At 67.8% G+C, this 12,870-nt stretch carries 12 protein-coding genes and 3 tRNA genes; 2 read left to right on the top strand and 13 right to left on the bottom strand.

All coding sequences use genetic code 11. The annotated features are described in order from the left end of the window. Nucleotides 1-30 precede the first annotated feature (30 nt). Nucleotides 31-633 (top strand): hypothetical protein, encoded by a 603-nt coding sequence (locus Q0741_RS24665; RefSeq protein WP_298235845.1) that lies wholly within the window; start codon nucleotides 31-33, stop codon nucleotides 631-633. Nucleotides 634-862: 229 nt separating this feature from the next. Here Q0741_RS24665 and tadA read toward each other — a convergent pair whose 3' ends face one another. The 6 genes from tadA to Q0741_RS24695 all read right to left on the bottom strand — a co-directional run bounded on the left by tadA (nucleotide 863) and on the right by Q0741_RS24695 (nucleotide 6,989). Continuing rightward, nucleotides 863-1,411 carry a tRNA adenosine(34) deaminase TadA gene (gene tadA, locus Q0741_RS24670; protein ID WP_298235846.1) on the bottom strand — a complete coding sequence of 183 codons (549 nt, stop codon included), beginning with the start codon at nucleotides 1,409-1,411 and terminating at the stop codon, nucleotides 863-865. A gap of 211 nt (nucleotides 1,412-1,622) precedes the next feature. Further along, nucleotides 1,623-3,206, bottom strand: coding sequence for a glutamine-hydrolyzing GMP synthase (gene guaA, locus Q0741_RS24675; protein ID WP_298235847.1), 1,584 nt, complete (start codon nucleotides 3,204-3,206; stop codon nucleotides 1,623-1,625). Nucleotides 3,207-3,216: 10 nt separating this feature from the next. Then, the gene (locus Q0741_RS24680) at nucleotides 3,217-4,515 is read right to left on the bottom strand and encodes a TCR/Tet family MFS transporter (RefSeq protein WP_298235848.1); all 1,299 of its coding nucleotides are present in this window, start codon (nucleotides 4,513-4,515) and stop codon (nucleotides 3,217-3,219) included. Nucleotides 4,516-4,525: 10 nt separating this feature from the next. After that, nucleotides 4,526-5,998, bottom strand: a complete 1,473-nt coding sequence (gene guaB, locus Q0741_RS24685) for an IMP dehydrogenase (RefSeq protein ID WP_298235849.1) — start codon at nucleotides 5,996-5,998, stop codon at nucleotides 4,526-4,528. 231 nt (nucleotides 5,999-6,229) lie between these two features. Beyond that, on the bottom strand, nucleotides 6,230-6,526 hold the full coding sequence (locus Q0741_RS24690; protein ID WP_298235850.1) for an RnfH family protein: 297 nt from the start codon (nucleotides 6,524-6,526) through the stop codon (nucleotides 6,230-6,232). Nucleotides 6,527-6,536: 10 nt separating this feature from the next. After that, nucleotides 6,537-6,989 carry a type II toxin-antitoxin system RatA family toxin gene (locus tag Q0741_RS24695; protein ID WP_298235851.1) on the bottom strand — a complete coding sequence of 151 codons (453 nt, stop codon included), beginning with the start codon at nucleotides 6,987-6,989 and terminating at the stop codon, nucleotides 6,537-6,539. 48 nt (nucleotides 6,990-7,037) lie between these two features. On the opposite strand from Q0741_RS24695, the gene smpB reads away from it, so the two are divergent. Further along, entirely contained in the window at nucleotides 7,038-7,514 is a 477-nt protein-coding gene (gene smpB, locus Q0741_RS24700) for an SsrA-binding protein SmpB (protein WP_298235852.1), read from the top strand. A gap of 274 nt (nucleotides 7,515-7,788) precedes the next feature. Here smpB and Q0741_RS24705 read toward each other — a convergent pair whose 3' ends face one another. The 7 genes from Q0741_RS24705 to Q0741_RS24735 all read right to left on the bottom strand — a co-directional run bounded on the left by Q0741_RS24705 (nucleotide 7,789) and on the right by Q0741_RS24735 (nucleotide 12,766). After that, nucleotides 7,789-8,901, bottom strand: a complete 1,113-nt coding sequence (locus tag Q0741_RS24705; protein ID WP_298235853.1) for an acyltransferase family protein — start codon at nucleotides 8,899-8,901, stop codon at nucleotides 7,789-7,791. Next, entirely contained in the window at nucleotides 8,898-10,082 is a 1,185-nt protein-coding gene (locus tag Q0741_RS24710; protein ID WP_298235854.1) for a PLP-dependent transferase, read from the bottom strand. The genes Q0741_RS24705 and Q0741_RS24710 overlap by 4 nt, the downstream gene beginning before the upstream one ends. After that, on the bottom strand, nucleotides 10,079-11,485 hold the full coding sequence (gene rimO, locus Q0741_RS24715; protein WP_298235855.1) for a 30S ribosomal protein S12 methylthiotransferase RimO: 1,407 nt from the start codon (nucleotides 11,483-11,485) through the stop codon (nucleotides 10,079-10,081). The genes Q0741_RS24710 and rimO overlap by 4 nt, the downstream gene beginning before the upstream one ends. A 21-nt stretch (nucleotides 11,486-11,506) precedes the next feature. After that, nucleotides 11,507-12,094, bottom strand: a complete 588-nt coding sequence (gene phaR / locus Q0741_RS24720; protein WP_298235856.1) for a polyhydroxyalkanoate synthesis repressor PhaR — start codon at nucleotides 12,092-12,094, stop codon at nucleotides 11,507-11,509. A 352-nt stretch (nucleotides 12,095-12,446) separates the two neighbouring features. Further along, nucleotides 12,447-12,522 (bottom strand) — tRNA-Ala (locus Q0741_RS24725). A 40-nt stretch (nucleotides 12,523-12,562) separates the two neighbouring features. Further along, nucleotides 12,563-12,639: transfer RNA gene (locus Q0741_RS24730), tRNA-Asp, on the bottom strand. A 51-nt stretch (nucleotides 12,640-12,690) separates the two neighbouring features. Beyond that, a tRNA-Glu gene (locus Q0741_RS24735) sits at nucleotides 12,691-12,766 on the bottom strand. Between the last annotated feature and the right edge of the window lie 104 nt (nucleotides 12,767-12,870).

The raw sequence follows: 12,870 nt of genomic DNA on the forward strand, positions 1-12,870 counted from the left end.
CCTTCCAGCCACCCCGATGCCGCAATGCCGATGAACGCCTCGACGCCCCAGAAGACGCTGAACGACTTCGCAACCAGGCTGGAGAAGCTGGCGAGCGATCTTGACGCCGGCCAATCCTTCTCCGTCACCAGGCTCACGCCCCTCAAGCGCTTGTGCGCGGACCACGCTTTCGCCGTCAGGTTCGCCAGCCATTTCGCGGACATCGCTTACCGGAAATTCCTGGCTCGCAAATTTCCGGACTACACAACGGCAAGCCAGTGGAAAAATATCGGGGCCGCGGTGGAATGCGGCATCAAGAGCCTGCGGCATTTCAACAGTGAGCCTTCCAGTGCAGGCTCTTCGAATTCACTCTTGTCATCCGCGCATGCCCTGCTGGTGAACGCGCAAAACGATTACAGGAAAGGGCACTGGGGGCAAATTCGGATCGCATACAGCATGGAGGCTTTGACGATTGAAAAAGCCATCGAGTGCGTGCTGCGCCCGGCGGAATCTCCCAGTATTTGTTATCAGATCGCCCGCGACCATGCCGAGCGGTACGAGCCGAAATTCGGCACGGGCCTAATTCCATCATCCGCCGATGCGGTGCGCGATATTTCCCGGTTTCTTCGCGCGGAAGCCGAGCGGGCCGCTTGAAGCGGCGCAGTCGTCAAAAGCGAGACCCGTCCCGCCCACCAACCCGTCATTCCCGCGAAGGCGGGAATCCAGGCGGCCCCCAAGCCGGCCGCGAGCCCAGCGGCCGGCATACCAACGGCATCAGCTGCGCCGCCTGACCACCTCCGGCGCCGCCCCCGGAACGGGCAAGGAAACCCAACAAGACTTCCCATAAGGGAACTCAAGTTCCGCTACGGCCAGCGGAGCCCCATCAAGACGCAGCCGGCAAAGGCGGCAGTCCGTCCGCACCGGGGACGGCACCCACCGTCTCCAACGCCGCCTGCCGCAGCGCCTTCTGCTGCGCCCTCCTCTCCCGGAAGAAGCGCCGCAGCAGTTCCCCGCACTCCTCCCCCAGCAGCCCGCCCTCGATGAGCGTGTGATGGTTCAGCTCGCGGTAGCCGAACAGGTCCAGCACCGAGCCCGCGACGCCGGTCTTGGGATCGGTGGCACCGAACACCACGCGCTTGAAGCGCGCGTGCATCAGCGCCATGGCGCACATGGCGCAGGGCTCCAGGGTGACGAACAGCTCGCACTCCGGCAGCCGGTAGTTGGACAGGCGCTGCGCTGCGGTGCGCAGGGCGACGATCTCGGCATGCGCCGTCGGGTCGTGCAGGCCAATGGGCTGGTTGAAGCCCTCGGCGATGGGCTCGCCGTTGAGCACGATCACGGCGCCGACGGGGACCTCGCCGGCCTGGTAGGCCTTCTCGGCTTGGGCGAGGGCCAGGCGCATGGCTTGGTGGTCTGGGGTGGTGGGGGACATGAGAGGGAAACAGCGAGTGCCGGCGGGAGCGGCTTTGGAAAAGGGAGATTGTCTCGCCGCCGAGTTCCTGCCCTTCCTTCCCTCGTTGAACGGCGGCCCTTCCCCTTCGGCCTAAATGCACCAAAGAAAAGGCCGTTGACTCCGGGGCATACCCCATCGTCAACGGCCTTCTTCAGGCATTAGGCAGCTATTTCAAGCCGCTTCGCCCTACTTATTCCCACTCAATCGTCGCCGGCGGCTTGGACGACACGTCGTAGGTCACGCGGGAAATCCCCCGCACCTCGTTGATGATCCGGCTGGAAGTTTTCTTGAGCAGCGAATAAGGCAGCTCGGCCCAGTCGGCGGTCATGAAGTCGGTGGTTTGCACGGCGCGCAGGGCCACGACGTAGTCATAGGTGCGGCCATCGCCCATCACGCCCACGCTCTTGACCGGCAGGAACACGGCGAAGGCCTGGCTGGTCAGGTCGTACCAGCTCTTGCCGCTGTGCGTGTCGCGCGTGCCGCGCAGTTCCTCGATGAAGATCGCGTCGGCCCGGCGCAGCAGGTCGGCGTACTCGCGCTTGACCTCGCCCAGGATGCGCACGCCCAGGCCCGGGCCCGGGAAGGGATGGCGGTAGACCATCTCCGGCGGCAGGCCCAGCGCCACGCCCAGCTCGCGCACCTCGTCCTTGAACAGCTCGCGCAGCGGCTCCAGCAGCTTCAGGCCCAGCGTCTCGGGCAGGCCGCCCACGTTGTGGTGGCTCTTGATCGTCACGGCCTTCTTGGTCTTGGTGCCGCCCGACTCCACCACGTCCGGGTAGATCGTGCCCTGCGCCAGCCACTTGGCGTTCGTCAGCTTCTTGGCCTCGGCCTGGAACACCTCCACGAACTCGCGGCCGATGATCTTGCGCTTCTGCTCCGGGTCGCTCACGCCGGCCAGGTGCCCCAGGAACTGCTCGCTGGCATCGACGTGCACCACCTTCGCGTGCAGCTTGCCGACGAACATCTCCATCACCATGCGGCCTTCGTTCAGGCGCAGCAGGCCGTGGTCCACGAAGACGCAGGTGAGCTGGTCGCCGATGGCGCGGTGGATCAGCGCCGCCGCCACGCTCGAATCCACGCCGCCGGACAGGCCCAGGATCACCTCCTCGTCGCCCACCTGCTCGCGGATCTTCGCCACCGCCTCCTCGATGTAGTCGTTCATCACCCAGTCGGGCTTGCAGCCGGCGATGTCGAGCACGAAGCGGTTGAGCAGCGCCGCGCCCTGCAGCGTGTGCGTCACCTCGGGGTGGAACTGCACGGCGTAGTAGCGACGGTCCTCGTCGGCCATGCCGGCGATCTCGCACGAGGGCGTGGAGGCCATCAGCTTGAAGCCCGGCGGCAGCCCGGTGACCTTGTCGCCGTGGCTCATCCACACCTTCAGCATCCCGTGGCCTTCGGCGGTGGTGAAGTCCTCGATGCCCTGCAGCAGCTGCGTGTGGCCGTGCGCGCGCACCTCGGCATAGCCGAACTCGCGGTGGTCGCTCCACTCCACCTTGCCGCCGAGCTGCGAGGCCATGGTCTGCATGCCGTAGCAGATGCCCAGCACCGGCAGGCCCGAGTCCCACACCGCCTGCGGCGCGCGCAGCTCGTGGTCCTCGTAGGTGCTGCCGTGGCTGCCCGACAGGATGATTCCCTTGGCGCCGAAGCCGCGGATGAAGTCGTCGGAGACGTCGTTGGGATGGATCTCGCAATAGACGTGCGCCTCGCGCACCCGGCGCGCGATGAGCTGCGTGACCTGCGAGCCGAAGTCGAGGATGAGGATCTTGTCGTGCATGAGAGTGCTCTCAGGCCGCCGAGGAGGCGGCGGCGGTGGCGCTGCGCTGGCGGCGGAAGTGCCGGAAGGCGATGACCGCGGCCACGGCCTGCAGCAGCGCGCAGAAGTAGAAGGGAAGCCCGATCAGGAAGTCGCCCTGCGGACGGTGCGACACCAGGGTCAGCAGCCCCGCGCCGGTGATCGGCGCGAGCACGGCCATCAGGCTGTTGAGCGACGCGACGGAGCCCATGGTGCGGCCCTGGCTGGTGGCGTCCGCCGCGTTGGACACCATGCTCTGCAGCGCCGCGGTGACGGTGAAGCCCAGCAGGTTCAGGCCGATGACGGCGTACATCATCCAGCCCTCGGGCGCGAGGCCCCAGGCCAGGTAGCTCAGCGACGAGGAGATCAGCCCCATGCGCACGAGCTTCTGCGGCGTGTGGCGCTTGAGCAGCTGGCGCATCAGCCCGCCCTGCACCAGCGCCGACATCAGGCCCACGGCGAACAGGCTCCAGCCGTTCTCGCGCGGGCCCCAGCCGAATTTCATACCGGTGTAGAGCACCCAGGTGGAATGCAGCGTGAACTGCGCCAGGCCGCCCAGCGCCATCACCGTCACCAGCGGGCCCACGCCGCGCAGGGCGCGCAGCTCGCGCAGCGAGCTCACCGGGTTGGCGCGCCGCCACTCGAAGGGCCGGCGGTTCGCCTTGGGCAGCGACTCCGGCAGCACGAACACGCCATAGAGCGTGTTGAGCAGCGCCAGGCCGCCAGCGACGTAGAACGGCAGGTGGAGGTCGATGTCCCCCAGCAGCCCGCCCGTCACCGGGCCGAGGATGAAGCCCACGCCGAAGGTGGCGCCCAGCATGCCGAAGCGCTTGGCGCGCTCCTGCGGCGTGCTGATGTCGGCCACGTAGGACTGCGCCACCGCCGCGTTGGCCTGCAGCGCGCCGCTGACCAGGCGCACCGCCACCAGGATCCACAGCGCCGGGGCCAGCGCCGTGGCGAAGAAGCTGAAGGCCAGGCCGCAGAAACCGAGCAGCAGCACCGGGCGGCGTCCGAAGCGGTCGGACAGCGCCCCGAGCACCGGCGAGCCGAAGAAGTTCGCGATGCCGAAGGCGAAGCTCACCGCGCCGAACCAGAAGGCCTGGTCCGCCGCGCTGCCGGTGAAGGTGCCCACCAGCGCGGGCAGCACGGGGATGATCAGGCCGATCGACATCATGTCGATCAGCACCGTGATCAAGATGAACGGCATCGCGGCGCGGCGGCCGCGGGTTGCCGCCTCGGCCACCGGTGCGCTCGCGCTGCCCGTTGAGGCTTCTCGGGAGTCTGCAGTCACGGCGCCGGCGTCATTCCATGCGGTAGTTCGGCGCTTCCTTCGTGATCTGCACGTCGTGGACGTGGCTCTCGCGCACGCCGGCGCTGGTGATCTCGACGAACTCGGCCTTCTCGTGCATCTGCGCCACGGTGGCGCAGCCGCAGTAGCCCATGGAGGCGCGCAGGCCGCCGGCCATCTGGTAGATGATCGACAGCACCGAGCCCTTGTAGGGCACACGGCCCTCGATGCCTTCGGGCACGAGCTTGTCCGCGTTGGGGTTGGTGGTCTCGTCGTTTTCCTGGAAGTAGCGGTCGGCCGAGCCGGCCTTCATGGCGCCGATGGAGCCCATGCCGCGGTAGCCCTTGTAGCTGCGGCCCTGGAACAGGAACACCTCGCCCGGCGACTCCTCGGTGCCGGCGAACATGCCGCCCATCATCACGGTGCTGGCGCCGGCGGCGATGGCCTTGGCGATGTCGCCCGAGTAGCGGATGCCGCCGTCGGCGATCAGCGGCACGCCGGTGCCGATCAGCGCGGTGGCGACGTTGTCGATGGCGGTGATCTGCGGCACGCCCACGCCGGCGACGATGCGGGTGGTGCAGATCGAGCCGGGGCCGATGCCGACCTTCACGCCGTCGGCGCCGGCTTCCACCAGCGCCAGCGCGGCGGCGCCGGTGGCGATGTTGCCGCCGATGACGTCCACGTCCGGGAAGTTCTGCTTGACCCAGCGCACGCGCTCCAGCACGCCCAGGCTGTGGCCGTGGGCGGTGTCCACCACCAGCACGTCCACGCCGGCCTTGACCAGCAGCTCCACGCGCTCCTCGGTGCCCTCGCCCACGCCGACGGCCGCGCCCACGCGCAGCTTGCCGTGCGAGTCACGCGCGGCGTTGGGGAAGGTGGTCTGCTTGGTGATGTCCTTGACGGTCATGAGGCCGCGCAGCTCGAAGGCGTCGTTGACGACGAGCACGCGTTCGAGCTTGTGCTGGTGCATGAGGGCCTTGCCCTCTTCCACCGAGGCGCCTTCCTGGACCGTGATGAGCCGCTCGCGCGGGGTCATGATCTGGCGCACCGGCACGTCCATGCGGGTTTCGAAGCGCAGGTCGCGGCCGGTGACGATGCCGACGACGGTCTTGCCTTCGAGCACCGGGAAGCCGGAGATGCCGTGCTGTTCCGACAGCGCCTTGACCTGGCGCACGGTGGTGTCGGGGGTGACGGTGAAGGGATCGCGCAGCAAGCCCGACTCGTAGCGCTTGACGCGTGCAACCTCGGCGGCCTGCTGCTGCGGGCTGAGGTTCTTGTGCACGATGCCGATGCCGCCTTCCTGCGCGATGGCGATCGCGAGGCGGGCTTCGGTCACGGTGTCCATGGCGGCGGACACCAGCGGCAGGTTCAGCGAGATGTTGCGCGACAGCTTGGTGGCAAGGCTGGTGTCGCGGGGCAGGACCTGGGAGAAAGCCGGCACCAACAACACGTCGTCGAAGGTGAGTGCTTTGCCAAGTAGGCGCATGAGAGGGCTCCAGACGCAAAAGCGGATTATAGGGAAGCCCCCTAACGGGCCACAGGTTTGAGGGTAGGCTGCGCCTTGTGCCAAGGCGCGGAACGTGCGCAGTCGGGAGCCGGCAACAGAACTTCGTCACACCCGCCCCCGCGCAGGCGGGGGCGGGGGCGGGTGTCCACGCTGGCCGGGCCGCATCGCGCGGCTCGTGGATGCCCGCCTTCGCGGGCATGACGGCATTGCTCAGCCCCGACGCTTCTTCTCGCCGCCCTGCCCCTTGTAGCGAAGGCGTCGCGCCTCCTTGGGGTCCACCTGCAGCGCGCGGCACAGCTCGATACGGTCGCCCTCGCGCAGCGGGTGCTCCGCGGGCTGCGGCCGGCCCCAGACGCTGAAGGACAGCGACTGCGGGCTGAAGTGCGGGTGTTTCGCCAGCAGGCCCGAGGCCTCCACCGCGTCCCGCAGCGTCGCGCCCGCGGGCAGCTCCAGCGCCACGCATTCGACCTGGCGCGGCGCGGGGCTGAACACGACTTCGACCTGCATGGCAGACGCCTCAGCGCGGTCCATGGACCTGCTCGGCGCGCTTCACGAACGCGTCCACGAAGGTGTTGGCGATGCGGTCGAACACGGGGCTCACGACCAGCTCCAGCGCGCGGCTGGAGAAGGCGTAGCGCAGGTCGAACTCGATGCGGCAGGCCTTGGGCTCGGAGCCCGGGGCGCCCAGGGGATGGAAGATCCAGGTGCCGTCCAGCAGCGAGAACGGGCCATCGACCAGTTCCATGCGCACCTCGCGGCCCGGGACCTGGACGTTGCGGGTGGTGAAGTTGTGGCGCACCCCGGCGTAGTGCAGGTGCAGCCGCGCGATCATGCTGTCCTCGGTGCGCTCCAGCACCTCGGCGCGGTCGCACCATGGCAGGAACGCCGGGTAGTCCTCGACTCCGGTCACCAGGTCATAGATCTCGCGCGGCGTGTACCACAGCAGGACCGACTTCTTCACGTGCTTCATACAATGCGGGGATTGTAGGGGCCGCGTTCGGCCCCCTTTTTGTTGCTCATGCCGCCACCCAATTCCGCTCTCATCGCCGAAAACCGCCGTGCCCGCTTCGAGTACCACATCGAGGAGCAATTCGAGGCCGGGATGGTGCTCGCGGGCTGGGAGGTCAAGGCCATCCGCGCCGGCCAGATCCAGCTCACCGACGGCTACGTCGTGATTCGCGACGGGGAACTCTTCCTCATCGGCTGCCGCATCAATGCGCTGCGCAGCGCCTCGACCCACGTGGTGCCCGAGGCCGACCGCACCAAGAAGCTGCTGATGAAGAAGGACGAGATTCGTCGCCTCATCGGCAAGGTCGAGCAGCGCGGCTTCACCCTGGTGCCGCTGAACCTGCATTACAAGAACGGCCGCGTGAAAGCCCAGATCGCGCTGGCCAAGGGCAAGGCCCAGCACGACAAGCGCGAGACCGAAAAAGCCCGCGACTGGGAGCGCGAGAAGGGCCGGCTGATGCGGCACAAGGTGTCGACGAAGGCTTGAGGCGGCACGCGGCAGTGAGCCGTGAGGCGCAAGCTCCAAGCCGTAGACCGTGAGCTGAGGCGCCGCGCCTACTACCTCGTCATGCCCGCGCAGGCGGGAATCCAGGCGGCCCCACACCACGACGAAGCACGGGTGCCCCGAACGCCACTGGGATGCACGGCGTGCCGTCCGATCAGCTTGCGGCCGGCTTGGGGACCGCCTGGACTCCCGCCTTCGCGGGAGTGACGAAGCAGGGAGGAGCCGGCCTGGCTTGCGTGATGCCCAGGCCCTCCCCTCACCTCGTCCTGAAACTCCCGCTGTGCCCCTGCACGCGCGCCCGCCGCGCGGCGACCCAGGCCATGGCCCGCTGTTCCACGTGCCGATGGAACAGCGCACCGGCCACCATGCTGGCGCCCCAGGCCACCAGCATCCCCAGCGCCTGCGGCACCGGCTCGGCCGGCACGAACTCGGTGAAGGCCGCGTTCACCACCAGGCACACCGGGAAGTGCACGAGGAACACGCCGTAGCTGCTGCGTGAGATCGCCGCGGTCAGCCGCCCCAGCCGGCCGTCGGCCCGGGGCACCCACTGCGGACGCCACTGCAGCAGTGCCAGCAGCAGCGCCACCGCCGCTGCCACCGCGATGCGTGTGCGGAACTCGATCAGCAGCGCCACGCCCACCAGCAGCGCCAGCGCGGCCAGGGGCATCAGGCGCAGCCTCGGCGCGGTCCACCAGCCGGCCAGCACGCCCAGGCCATAGGCGCCGAAGAAGTACGGCGCCCACACGGCCCAGTCCGGTTCCAGGTTGAAGTACAGCAGCGCGGCCGCCACGCCCAGCAGCACCAGCACGGGCGCCAGGTATCGGCGCTGCGGCCGTCCTTCGCCCTGCTCCAGCCGCCGGGCCAGCACCAGCAACGCCAGCAGCATCGCGTAGAGCTGGAAGTCGATGGCCACGTACCAGACGCCGGCCGACAGCGCCTCCACGCCCAGCAGGTCGTGCAGCAGCAGCAGGTGCGCCAACAGCTGCCCCAGCCGCGGCGGGTCGGAGATGCTGTCGTGGTCCATCCACTCGCGCGCCAGGGCCGACGCGGCGATGGAGATCAGCAGCATCGCCGCGTAAGGCAGCACCAGCCGCGCGTAGCGGTCCCCCAGCAGCTCCCAGGGCGCCACGCCAGGCTTCAGGCGCGCCTGCGGCGCCAGGCTGCGCGCGGCCAGGAAGCCACCCAGCACCAGGAACACCTGCACCGCCACGCGCGCGTGCTGCGACAGCCAGCCGATGAGCTCCGGCGCCAGCTCGGCGGCGGTGTCCGACATCGGGCCGTAGAAGGCCAAGTGGTGCAGCACGATCAACTGGCACGCGACCGCCTTGAGCGCATCCACGTGCGCCCAGCGAGGAGCCGCGGGCTTCACGCTTGAGCGTGCAGAACGGCGAGCGCCTGCGCCAGGTCGGCCTGCAGATCCTCCACCGCCTCCAGCCCCAGGCTGAAGCGGATGAGCGTGCCACGGTAAGGCACCGGGCGGCTGCGCAGGCTGGCCGCGTCATAGGGCACAGCTAGGCTCACCGGCCCGCCCCAGGACCAGCCGATGCGGAAAAGCTTCAGCGCATCCACCACAGCGTCGGCTTGCGCGGGGGTGTAGCGGGGGTCGAGCTCCACCGTGAACAGGCCGGCGGCGGCGCTGCAGATGTCGGCCCAGTGCTCGTGGCCCGGCGTACCGGGCAGCGCCGGGTGCAGCACGCGCACGAATTCGCTGCGCTGCGCGCACCAGCGCGCCAGCTGCCGCCCGGCGGCGTCCTGCGCCGCGTAGCGCAGCGGCAGCGAGGGCAGCGAGCGCAGCACCGCCTCCACGTCGTTGAGGCCCACACCCAGGCCCAGCCGGCTGTGCGCCAGGCCCAGGCGCCGGTACAGCGCCTCATCGGCGGTGACGACGGAGCCCATGAGCACGTCGCCGCCACCGGAGGGGTACTTGGTCAAGGCGTGCACCGTGAGGTCCACGCCGAGGGCGAAGGCGTCGAAGGCGATGCCGGCGCCCCAGGTGTTGTCCAGCGCGATCACGGCCTGCGGCGCGCGCTCGCGTACGGTGCGGATGAGCGCGCGCAGGTCCGGGAATTCCATGGTCACGGAGCCTGCGGCCTCCAGCCACACGAGCTTGGCTTGCGGCGTCAGCAGCACTTCGAGGGAAGCCGGGTCCATGGCGTCATAGACCTTGTGGGCGATGCCCCAGGACTTCAGCTCATGCCGCGCGAAGGTTTTACTGGGCCCGTAAGCGTTGTCTGGCAGTAGCACCTCGTCGCCCGAAGCCAGCAGCGCGATGTCCACCAGCGAGATGGCCGCCAGGCCGCTGGGCGCCAGCAGTGCGTGCTGGCCGCCCTCCAGCGAGGCGATGCGCGCCTCCAGCGTGAAGGTGGTGGGCGTGCCGTGCAGGCCGTAGGTGTAGGCGGACTTGTCGAGCCAGCTGTGGGTGCGCAGCGCCGCCGTGTTCGGGAAGAACACGGTGGAGGCCTTGTGCACGGCCATCACCGGCGACTCGAAGCCGCCGGGCGGGACGTAGGCGTGATGGATCAGCGAGGTACTGCGGCCCTTGTCGCTCATACCGGCATGCCCACCAGGTCGTGTCCCTCGGTCGCGACAATGCGCACGCGCGTGAACTCGCCCACCTTCAGCGTGCGCGAAGCCTTCTCGGGCGGGAGGATGCGCACGGTGCCGTCGATCTCCGGGGCATCGGCATACGTACGGCCCACGCCGCCCTTGCGGCCCAGCGCGGGTGCGCTGTCCACCAGCACCTGCATGGTGGCGCCGACGCGGCGGCGCAGTTTCTCCACCGAGATGCGCTCGGCCGTGGCCATGAAGCGCGCGCGGCGCTCCTCGCGCACGGCGTCCGGTACGGCACCAGGCAGCTCGTTGGCCGTGGCACCCTGTACCGGCGAGTAGGCGAAGCAGCCGGCGCGGTCGATCTGGGCCTCCTGCATGAACTGCAGCAGGTACTCGAACTCTTCCTCCGTCTCGCCGGGGAAGCCGGCGATGAAGGTGCTGCGGATCACCAGCTCCGGGCAGGTCTCGCGCCACTTGGCGATGCGCTCCAGGTGCTTCTCGCCGCTGGCCGGGCGCTTCATGCGCTTGAGCACGTCGGGGTGCGCGTGCTGCAGCGGGATGTCGAGGTACGGCAGGATGCGGCCGGCGGCCATCAGCGGCAGCACCTCGTCGACGTGCGGGTACGGATAGACGTAGTGCAGCCGCACCCAGGCGCCGTGCTGCTCGGCCAGCGCGCCGAGTTGCTCGCACAGCTCCAGCATGCGCGTGCGCACGGGCTTGCCGTCCCAGAAGCCGGTTCGGTACTTCACGTCGACACCGTAGGCGCTGGTGTCCTGACTGACGACGAGGAGTTCCTTCACGCCGGACTCGAACAGCGCCCGCGCCTCGCCCAGCACGTCGCCGATCGGACGCGACACCAGGTCGCCGCGCAGGCTGGGGATGATGCAGAAGCTGCAGCGGTGGTTGCAGCCCTCGCTGATCTTCAGATACGCGTAGTGCTTCGGAGTCAGCTTGATGCCGGCGGCGCCGCGCGCCTCGGGCACCAGGTCGATGAAGGGGTCGTGCGGCTTGGGCACGTGCTGGTGCACCGCGTCCATCACCTCCTGTGTCGCATGCGGACCGGTGACGGCCAACACCTTGGGATGGACTTCCCGCACCAAGTTGTCGCCACCCTGCTGCCCCGCGCGCGCGCCCAGGCAACCGGTGACGATGACCTTGCCGTTCTCGGCCAGGGCCTCGCCGATGGTGTCCAGGCTTTCCTTGACGGCGTCGTCGATGAAGCCGCAGGTGTTGACGATGACGAGATCGGCGCCGGCGTAGGTCTTGCTGGTTTCGTAGCCTTCCGCGCGCAGCTGGGTCAGGATCAGCTCGGAATCCGTCAATGCCTTGGGGCAGCCCAGCGAAACGAAACCGATGGTGGGCGCCGCGCCGGCCGGCGCGGCGGGGTTAATGGGGTGACTCATGCGGGAATTGTCCCGCATTCGTCAAGGCTGACGTTTTGAGCCGGGAAAACCGGGCATGTTAGGAAACAGCGTTTCGGCCTGTTTTTGCATCTGCTCCTGCATCTGCGTGAACAGCTTCTTGGACTGCTCCATGTAATTGCCAATGAGGCCCTGCATCAGCGGCGCCTGGCCGCTGAGGAACTGCGTCCACATCTCGGGCGTGAATTTTTGCGCGTCGTACAGCCCTCGGCTCTGCTCGGCAAAACGGTTTTGCAGTTCAACAAAGGTCTGCAGGTTCTTTTCCAGATAGGAACCCATGAGTCCCTGCATGGCGTGGCCGTAGAAACGGATGATGTGCGCCAGCATCTGGGTCGAGAACATCGGAACGCCGCCGGTTTCCTCTTCCAGGATGATCTGCAGCAGGATGCTGCGCGTGAGATCTTCACCGCTCTTGGCGTCGCGCACCTCGAAGTCCTGTCCGTCCAGCACCATCGTTTTCACGTCGGCCAGCGTGATGTAGGCGCTGGTGTGGGTATCGTAGAGGCGGCGGTTGGGATACTTCTTAAGGATGCGGGGCCCGCCGTGCCCAGCGCTGTCTTCATCGCCGGCCGTACCGCCAGGTCGCTTCAAGGGCATATTCAGACTCCCGTAACAATCGCCCGGATTCTAGGCGCAGCGCTGAGACCCCCAGGGACGAAAGCAGGCAATTCGCAGTCCCACGACGGTCGCATGCGGGTTTTTTCCGAGGAAGCGCGCCTGCTGGCGTCCCTGGATCGGCAGGCACGCACCCCCTGCGCCGGACGGCACGAGGCATTGACCCTCCGCGCTAATGGCTTAGCGCCAGAAAATCGCCACCAAAATAGGCGCCGCCCCAAAGCAAAAAGGCCATCCCGAGGATGGCCTTTTCTACATTGAGCGAAAACCGTGATCATTTCACGCCTTACCTTCTTGAACGCCGCGCCACGAACCGGCATTTGTCCGGTGGTGGAGGTAAGCGGGATCGAACCGCTGACCTCTTGCATGCCATGCAAGCGCTCTCCCAGCTGAGCTATACCCCCTCGGGAATTGCGCGCCGTTCAAGGAGGCAACGAAATACTTTGGCGGAGTGGACGGGACTCGAACCCGCGACCCCCGGCGTGACAGGCCGGTATTCTAACCGACTGAACTACCACTCCGCGTCGGCAGCTGCATCGCCGGAAATTGCTTTCCGCAAGCGCAGCCAAACTTGGCGTCCCCTAGGGGATTCGAACCCCTGTTACAACCGTGAAAGGGTCGTGTCCTAGGCCTCTAGACGAAGGGGACTTGACTCTTTCAATTGAACCGCGCGCCACCCGAATACCGCTGCCGGTAATTGGTGGAGGTAAGCGGGATCGAACCGCTGACCTCTTGCATGCCATGCAAGCGCT

Source organism: uncultured Azohydromonas sp., from assembly GCF_937926365.1.
GTDB lineage: Bacteria > Pseudomonadota > Gammaproteobacteria > Burkholderiales > Burkholderiaceae_C > Azohydromonas.

Coding starts and splice junctions, on each gene's coding strand:
- Q0741_RS24665 (WP_298235845.1), top strand. CDS start 31: ATGAACGCCTCGACGCCCCAGAAGACGCTGAACGACTTCGCAACCAGG.
- tadA (WP_298235846.1), bottom strand. CDS start 1,411: ATGTCCCCCACCACCCCAGACCACCAAGCCATGCGCCTGGCCCTCGCC.
- guaA (WP_298235847.1), bottom strand. CDS start 3,206: ATGCACGACAAGATCCTCATCCTCGACTTCGGCTCGCAGGTCACGCAG.
- guaB (WP_298235849.1), bottom strand. CDS start 5,998: ATGCGCCTACTTGGCAAAGCACTCACCTTCGACGACGTGTTGTTGGTG.
- Q0741_RS24690 (WP_298235850.1), bottom strand. CDS start 6,526: ATGCAGGTCGAAGTCGTGTTCAGCCCCGCGCCGCGCCAGGTCGAATGC.
- Q0741_RS24695 (WP_298235851.1), bottom strand. CDS start 6,989: ATGAAGCACGTGAAGAAGTCGGTCCTGCTGTGGTACACGCCGCGCGAG.
- smpB (WP_298235852.1), top strand. CDS start 7,038: ATGCCGCCACCCAATTCCGCTCTCATCGCCGAAAACCGCCGTGCCCGC.
- Q0741_RS24710 (WP_298235854.1), bottom strand. CDS start 10,082: ATGAGCGACAAGGGCCGCAGTACCTCGCTGATCCATCACGCCTACGTC.
- rimO (WP_298235855.1), bottom strand. CDS start 11,485: ATGAGTCACCCCATTAACCCCGCCGCGCCGGCCGGCGCGGCGCCCACC.